Origin of the sequence: Gymnodinialimonas mytili, from assembly GCF_037544085.1 — a bacterium.
Classification (GTDB): Bacteria; Pseudomonadota; Alphaproteobacteria; order Rhodobacterales; family Rhodobacteraceae; genus Gymnodinialimonas; species Gymnodinialimonas mytili.
The window spans coordinates 266,416-273,497 of record NZ_JBBIFW010000006.1; the positions used below are offsets into that span (position 1 = coordinate 266,416).

The window sequence follows — 7,082 nt, forward strand, 5'->3', positions numbered from 1 at the left end:
GGGCGACGGTATCCCTTGCAACCGGACGTTGCGGGCGCGTATCACTCGCTGAGGACAATAGAAAAACGGGCAGGCCATTGCGCGGACGCAATCCATTCGACGGAAAACCGCAAATGACATTGCGGGACGTTGCCGAAGCTGCCGGCGTCAGCGAAATGACTGTCAGCCGGGTTTTACGCAATCGCGGCGACGTTTCGGAACGAACCCGCGCACGGGTTTTCGAGGCGGCTCGCAGCCTAGGATATGTGCCCAACAAAATCGCGGGTGCCTTGGCCTCAAACCGAGTGAACCTGGTTGGTGTTGTGATCCCCTCGCTCAGCAACATGGTGTTCCCAGATGTGCTGCATGGCATCGATGCCGTGCTGGACAGCACCGAGCTTCAGCCCGTTGTGGGCACATCGCAATACGACTTGGGTCGCGAGGAAAAGGTCATCTACGAAATGCTGTCCTGGCGCCCATCGGGCCTGATCGTCGCCGGGCTTGAGCACACCGATGCTGCGCGCGCCATGATGGGCAATGCCGGCGTTCCGGTCGTCGAAGTGATGGATGTCGACGGATCGCCCGTCGCCGCAGCGGTCGGGATCAGCCATGAGGCCGCAGGCCGCGCTATGGCCGAAGAGATCATCGCCCGCGGCTATCGCCGCATCGGATATCTTGGATCGAGTTCCATCGCCGATGCACGCGCCCAAAAACGCTACCGCGGGTTCAAAACCGCCGTCGAAGCGGCTGGCATGAAGCTGGCAGACGAAATTTTCTACGATGGTATGTCGGGGTTCGGCACCGGTCGGGGGATGACCAAAGCTCTACTCGACAGATCACCCGATTTAGATTTTCTATACTACAACACCGATATGAATGCGGCGGGCGGATTGCTATATTGTCTTGAAAAAGGCATGGATATCCCAAACCAGATCGGCATGGCTGGGTTCAATTCCTTTGAAGTATTGGACGGTTTGCCGATGCATATCGCCACAATGGACAGCCGCCGAAGTGAGATCGGTCGCCGCGCTGCGGAACTGATGGTCGCCAATGCGCTCACGCAGGAAATCATCCCGCTTACGCCCGAGTTCTTGCCAGGCGATACGGTCCGGCCACGCTAGATTTGCTGCGCTCTCGCCGCGTAGGTGCGCAACATATGCGCATCGTAAAGCGGCATCGCCATTGCTTCATCTCCGATAACAGTCGTGGCAGGCGATAGATGGCGCACAGCCGCCGCCTTGGTGCGGCATCCCGCGCCCACCTTGAGACCACGACTGATTGGGCAGATCTCGATCAGCCCAGTCGCCAACAACCGCTCGGTCAGCGGATCGTAGCGAGAGGTCGCGCCAGCCCCGGCGCAATTGACGACGAAGCCAGTCTCCACGCAGCTTTCCCCGCCCGCAGCATCGGTGATCGACACGCTTGCCCCACCGGCCCCATGCTCCACCGCATTCACAAAGCCCGGTAGCACGCGGATTTGTCCGTCACCCACAAGACGGCGCATGTCTAGAATCGTATCACGCGTGCCGCCGCGCAACCAAAAGCGTAAGGTGGCCGGGACGCGCAAAGCCTCCTCAGCGTCCAACACATATTGGGTCAGCGGGTTCTCCAGAAAATGCGCGCGGAACCCGGCGCGGATTTCGCGCATCTCATCGCCGTTGCGGCGGGCAAGCTCGATCTCACGCCAGATCTCGGCCAAGAAGCTTTCGGCGGTCGAATGGCCACCAGCTAAATCGGGTCGCGTCAGTTTCCGCGGCAACCGTGGGATCAAGGGTTCAGGGATATCACCGTCGGGCGCACAGACCGCAAAACGCAACTGATCCTCTGGGATCAAGCTCTGACACAAGCGCAACACATCCAGCATGGAAGCATTGCCGCCGATGCAGAAGATCTCGGCGCCCGCCTGGATATGTTCGGCAATGCGGGCCTCATGCCCAAAGACTGACGGCGCCGCGAAAGGGCCGTCATCCCCCTCGAGCCGTAAGGTCGCAGGTCCACCAGGGGCGATATCGACCGTATCAGCCGACAGACGCGCGCCAGTGCCCGTCGTTAACACCACGCCGGCGGCGGTGAGCTCAAGATCAATGGCGATATCATCGATGAACCGGACGTTAACGCCGCGACGCGTCAAATCCGCGACAATGGCCTCCGCCTTCTCACGCATGAAATCGCCATAAAACTCGCGCGGCGCATTCACACCATAGATGTCACCGGTCGCCACCAAAGGCTGAGCCGCCTCCAACCAATTCGGGGATCGGCCCGCCATGATCTCGGCGACGTCCTCCCATCGATCCGACAACCAAGCGGCAAAAGCAGGATCAATGTCATCTGCCGGAGAGTTCAGCAAATAGGCATAGCGCCAGGGCGTGCTGCTTTCGCCTTTGGCATAGGCCACACCGCGTCCAAGTTCAGACGCATTCTGCCCGAGCACAACAAGCTCGCTGCCCGGCGGTAGCGCACAGCCTTCGACAAAGGCGAGGGCGGTTATGCCATCGCCGACAACGACATGGGTCTTGGCGGGCGTCTCTTGGAGGGAGGACACGGTCATGTTTACGTCAGATTATGAGTGGCTTAACGCAGTAGCGCCACATCCCCGCCCGGGTCAACCAAGCGGCCTTTAGCATTCTGGCAAATTCACCGCCAAACCACCCTGGCTGGTTTCCTTGTAGCGGCTGTTCATGTCGATCCCGGTCTGGCGCATCGCCTCGATGCAATTGTCGAGCGGCATGAAATGCGACCCATCCCCGCGCAAGGCAAGCGAGGCTGCGGACACCGCCTTGATCGCGCCCAGCCCGTTGCGTTCGATGCATGGTACCTGGACCAGCCCACCAACCGGATCGCAGGTCATGCCAAGATGATGCTCTAGAGCGATCTCGGCCGCATTTTCAGTTTGTTCATTGGTGCCGCCCAGCGCTGCACATAGACCCGCCGCGGCCATGGATGAGGCGCTGCCGACCTCCCCCTGACAACCCACTTCAGCCCCGGAAATACTGGCATTGTGCTTGATTAGCCCGCCGATGGCCGCCGCGGTCATTAAAAACGTGCGCCGCCCCTCCTCGGTCGCACCGACGCAATGATCGCGGTAGTAGCGTAGTACCGCTGGAACGACACCGGCCGCGCCATTGGTTGGAGAGGTCACAACCCGCCCGCCCGCGGCGTTCTCTTCGTTCACCGCCATCGCATAGACGCTAAGCCAGTCATTCACGACATGGGGCTGCGCAATGTTGCGGCCCGCCTCGGCGCGCAACTGATCGTGGATCGCTTTCGCGCGGCGCCTCACGGCAAGCCCGCCGGGCAACTCGCCCTCCATACGCAGACCACGATCGATACAATCATCCATTGCCGTCCAGATTGCATCGAGACGCGTCTGGACCTGGTCGCGCGGCGCCAAAGCCTGTTCGTTCTCCCACTTCATCTGGGCAATGGTTTTTCCGGTTGCCCGCCCCATGGCGAGCATTTCCTGCGCAGATCCAAATGGATGCGCAAAGCCCTCGGCTGCCTTTTCGGCGTGCAGCGCGTCTGCACCGCCCTGCTTCTGAGCCTCTAGCTCCCGTGCTGTCAGAACAAAACCACCACCGACCGAATAATAGGTTTCCTCCATGTAAAGGTTACCTGCGCCATCGAAGGCGCGCAGCACCATGCCATTGGCGTGGCCGGGCAGCGTTTCCTCATAATCAAAAATGAGATCGGTATCCGGATTGAATACCAGACTGGGTAAATCAGCTGGGGTGACACGGCCCTTGGCACGCACCTCGGCCTCCAACGCTTCGGCGCGGTCCGGATCCAAGCTCGCAGGTTCAAAGCCACTTAGCCCAAGAATCACTGCACGATCTGTGGCGTGTCCTTTGCCCGTAAAGGCCAAAGATCCGTGCAACGAGCACCCCAAGGCGGCCAAAGTCCCGGCGCCAGGTTCTTTTTCGCGTCCACCACGCAGAGCCTCCAAAAACCGGGCCGCGGCGCTCATCGGACCCATCGTATGCGAAGACGAAGGCCCGACACCCACTTTGAAAATATCGAAGATGCTCAGAAACACAGCGATCCACCCTTATTGAGGTGCCACCTTCCTAGCCGAACAGACAATCATGCCAAGGCATTAAACAACATAAGCGAGCTACCAGCGGCGCCCGCACATTTTTGATCCATCTCGCATGCCGTTTACGGGATCGTAGGACCTATCGGCGAAACTGGAGGTGGTTGGGACACTACCCGCCTTATGTGCGTTATGAGTATCGCGTTTCTTTTGTTCAAAGAACACAGATATGGCCGTTGCGGTCCGTCCAATGCGATGCAAGGCAACTAAAGCGCCGCGCCTCCAACGGGCGACAGTTTCGGCCATATCGATCCATTCGCGGTTTCCGGATAACGTCAAAACTTGCATGTGACGAATCACTATTGTTGACCGTTGCAGATCGCTAACCCATTGAAAAATATACGTCGGAATCGTGCAAGACTCACCGCCGACGTCATTCGACTCTTCAACTATGGTCGCTTGCCAAACAAAAGAAAACCGGCTGCGCCGGTTCTCTGGTCTTGCGTTGTGAGAGATTAAAGAAACTCATTGGGAAGATCGCGCCTTCGGTAGATAACGCTCATGTTTCGCTCGACCGCCAGTAGTTTCAAACCCTTGTGCTTCAGTTGCTTAACGACATACGGTGGTTTTGTCGCCAATCGATGACTCAGGCGGCCTACGGTCTCATATTCAGCAAGAAATCTGTCGATCTCATCGTATCGAAACAATCGGATCGACTTTCGTGTCCGGGGGTGAAGAGCCACTTCAGATTTCAGAAATCCATTTGAGACCAACCATGGCGTGGTCACGCAATTGATGCACAGATGCTTGCGGAGTTCATTACTACTGAGGCCTGGAAGTGGTGGCCGTTCCAATAAATCAAGCACCTCCTCCCTTGCAACAAATAAGCCGCTGATCCCGCATCGACCTTCGAGCTTGCCGACTGTCTTGAGACGTTGATCCAATAGAAGCTGCAGCATCGTGCCAACCCGAGCGCGGCGCGCGACGCGGCGCTTGCAACCTGGAACGAAAACGTCGCCCGCATCTGGACGCAGTGGAACACACTTCCCCAACGCTTCACACCGCAGCGCCAAGTGATGGAGGAAACGCTCCTGCGCCGCTTCGCAAGTATCCTCAACCAAACCCGCCAGGCGGAATTGGGCATCGATCAATAGATCTTGACAACGGCGGGTGATAACAAAGTCCGCTCCAGCCATGCCTCCCGCGATGGCCAGACCTTCAACTGGGACACTGGCGCCACTCACCCCGGCTCTGAACCCAATTGCCGCTGCATCGCTGTGCCCGTGCTGCGAGGCATCCCAAATGTCGTTTTAACTGCAACCGCAACGCCCCGCGCCCTGCAAATCCAATCGGTGCACTTCTGTCCTTGCTCGCGAACCTCCTCGCCACAGGGCTCGGCCCACAGAACCGTGCCATCGCCGAGACTGAAATCGCCGCACTCTATGGCCTGGAGCTTAACACGGACCGTGGGCGGCTTGCGGCCGAACTGTATTTCAACGCCATAGAGGCGAACCGCGGCGGCTTCTCGTAAATCCCGATGAGGCTCGCATCGCCGCTGAAGCCGCCGCGCTCTATGCGCTGACCTATGGAGAGATGCCGCCCGCCACAGCCCTTAACGCGAATGCGTTCATCGACGATGCCATCTATGCCTATCGCCAAGGTAACCTAACCCTTCAGGATGATACCTTCGCCGACGGCTGGACCGAAGTCCTCCCCGTCCTCACCGATGGCGAACGCCGCCTCGGCCAACTCGAAGGCTTCACGACAGAACAGTTGGACGAATTTATCGAATTCTATCCGCTTGAAGACCTGAGCTTGATCCCAAGCACCACCGGTGGCGATGCACCATCTGCCTTGGATGACAGCGTGGTCGGCACTCCGATCCCTGAGCTGGACTTGGGCATCTTCTTCAATGTCCCCAACCCGCATCAGGGTGCTGATGTCACGATCTCCGAGGAACGTGTGCGGCATACTCTCGACGGCGATCCAGGTAACATTCGCGGAGGCGGTCACCGGTATGGAACTGGCCGCCCACGGAAGACTGAGTTTCCTGAGAGTTGGACAGATCAGAAGATACTGGACGCGATCCGAGACATTGCCACCGGTACAGACGTTGCTCTCGAAGGCTCCCGGGAGCCAGGCCAAGTCTACATAGAAGGGTTTGTGGACGGTGTCGAAATCCGTGTTGTGGTAAGTCCTGAAGGACATGTACTTTCGGCCTATCCCCTCGAAGGGCCCTTAGTTGTGCGAAATCCTAGGTAGATATGGACGACGCTGATTACGATCTAAACCTTCTCGAAAAGCAGCTAGAGATATTGCAGAATCGAGAGTTTGACATGGCTCTTGAGTTAAAGCTGTTTCACTCTGAGGGTTGGACTGAAGCTTTTGTCGGTGTGCATTATGAACATCTCCGTAATCCCAGGTTCCTAAAACAATCGGACATCGACTTCTTAATGCCGATCTTTGGGTACTTGCTTCCCAAAGCATAAAAGCCACTTCGCTACAGAAGACGCCGCATATGCGCATGCTAACCGAGCTATCTGAATTCAGACCATCAATCACGCGTAATGCTGGGTAGATATAAGCAATCTCGATTATGATACTAACTTACTTTTGGAGCAGCTCCGTCACCTGAAGGATCACGGATTCGACATGTCGCAAGAGCTGGAGCTTTATCATATCGGTGACTGGTCCAATGCATTTGGGGGTGTGTACTACGAGCACGTCCGCAACCCTGGGCTGCTCAAACAATCGGATATAGACTACCCGATCCCGATTTTTGGCGAACGTCTATCCGATTTGGAGCCAAAAGACCCTGCCTAGCGTAGCGATACAAGCGCGTGTTTGTTCTACTAGATGATATACGAACTCATCATGACTCCTGTTCTGTGCAGCCGAATCGCACTTAGGTACAATCACCAACGAGATCAGGCGTTGACCGGGGCCTAGTGAATGACTTGTTTGGATGGCGCCCGCAGAGCAAGACTTAAATGGGATTGCGTGTACCTATTCAGAAGCGGTCTTGTGTCCGGCCTGTTTGCGCGGCTCTGGCCGCTGGCCCTGATGGGATCTG

At 57.5% G+C, this 7,082-nt stretch carries 7 protein-coding genes; 4 read left to right on the forward strand and 3 right to left on the reverse strand.

Going from position 1 to position 7,082, the window contains the following annotated elements; all coding sequences use genetic code 11:
• Nucleotides 1-113: 113 nt before the first annotated feature.
• A complete protein-coding gene (locus V8J82_RS21275; protein ID WP_339978539.1) occupies nt 114-1,100 on the forward strand; it encodes a LacI family DNA-binding transcriptional regulator in 987 nt (328 codons plus the stop codon).
• On the opposite strand, the gene V8J82_RS21280 is transcribed toward V8J82_RS21275, so the two are convergent.
• From V8J82_RS21280 to V8J82_RS21290, 3 genes are all read right to left on the reverse strand, one after another.
• Nucleotides 1,097-2,527, reverse strand: a complete 1,431-nt coding sequence (locus V8J82_RS21280) for an FAD/NAD(P)-binding protein (protein WP_339978540.1) — start codon at nt 2,525-2,527, stop codon at nt 1,097-1,099. The genes V8J82_RS21275 and V8J82_RS21280 overlap by 4 nt on opposite strands.
• Before the next feature lie 69 nt (nt 2,528-2,596).
• On the reverse strand, nt 2,597-4,012 hold the full coding sequence (locus tag V8J82_RS21285; RefSeq protein ID WP_339978544.1) for an L-serine ammonia-lyase: 1,416 nt from the start codon (nt 4,010-4,012) through the stop codon (nt 2,597-2,599).
• Nucleotides 4,013-4,524: 512 nt separating this feature from the next.
• Entirely contained in the window at nt 4,525-5,205 is a 681-nt protein-coding gene (locus V8J82_RS21290) for a hypothetical protein (protein ID WP_339978546.1), read from the reverse strand.
• Nucleotides 5,206-5,375: 170 nt separating this feature from the next.
• On the opposite strand from V8J82_RS21290, the gene V8J82_RS21295 reads away from it, so the two are divergent.
• The 3 genes from V8J82_RS21295 (at nt 5,376) to V8J82_RS21305 (ending at nt 6,832) form a co-directional block, all read left to right on the forward strand.
• Nucleotides 5,376-5,540: a hypothetical protein gene (locus V8J82_RS21295; protein WP_339978548.1), complete on the forward strand. Its 165-nt coding sequence runs from the start codon at nt 5,376-5,378 to the stop codon at nt 5,538-5,540.
• Nucleotides 5,541-5,602: 62 nt separating this feature from the next.
• Nucleotides 5,603-6,271, forward strand: coding sequence for an EndoU domain-containing protein (locus tag V8J82_RS21300; protein ID WP_339978550.1), 669 nt, complete (start codon nt 5,603-5,605; stop codon nt 6,269-6,271).
• A 390-nt stretch (nt 6,272-6,661) separates the two neighbouring features.
• Nucleotides 6,662-6,832 (forward strand): hypothetical protein, encoded by a 171-nt coding sequence (locus V8J82_RS21305; RefSeq protein WP_339978552.1) that lies wholly within the window; start codon nt 6,662-6,664, stop codon nt 6,830-6,832.
• Nucleotides 6,833-7,082 lie beyond the last annotated feature (250 nt).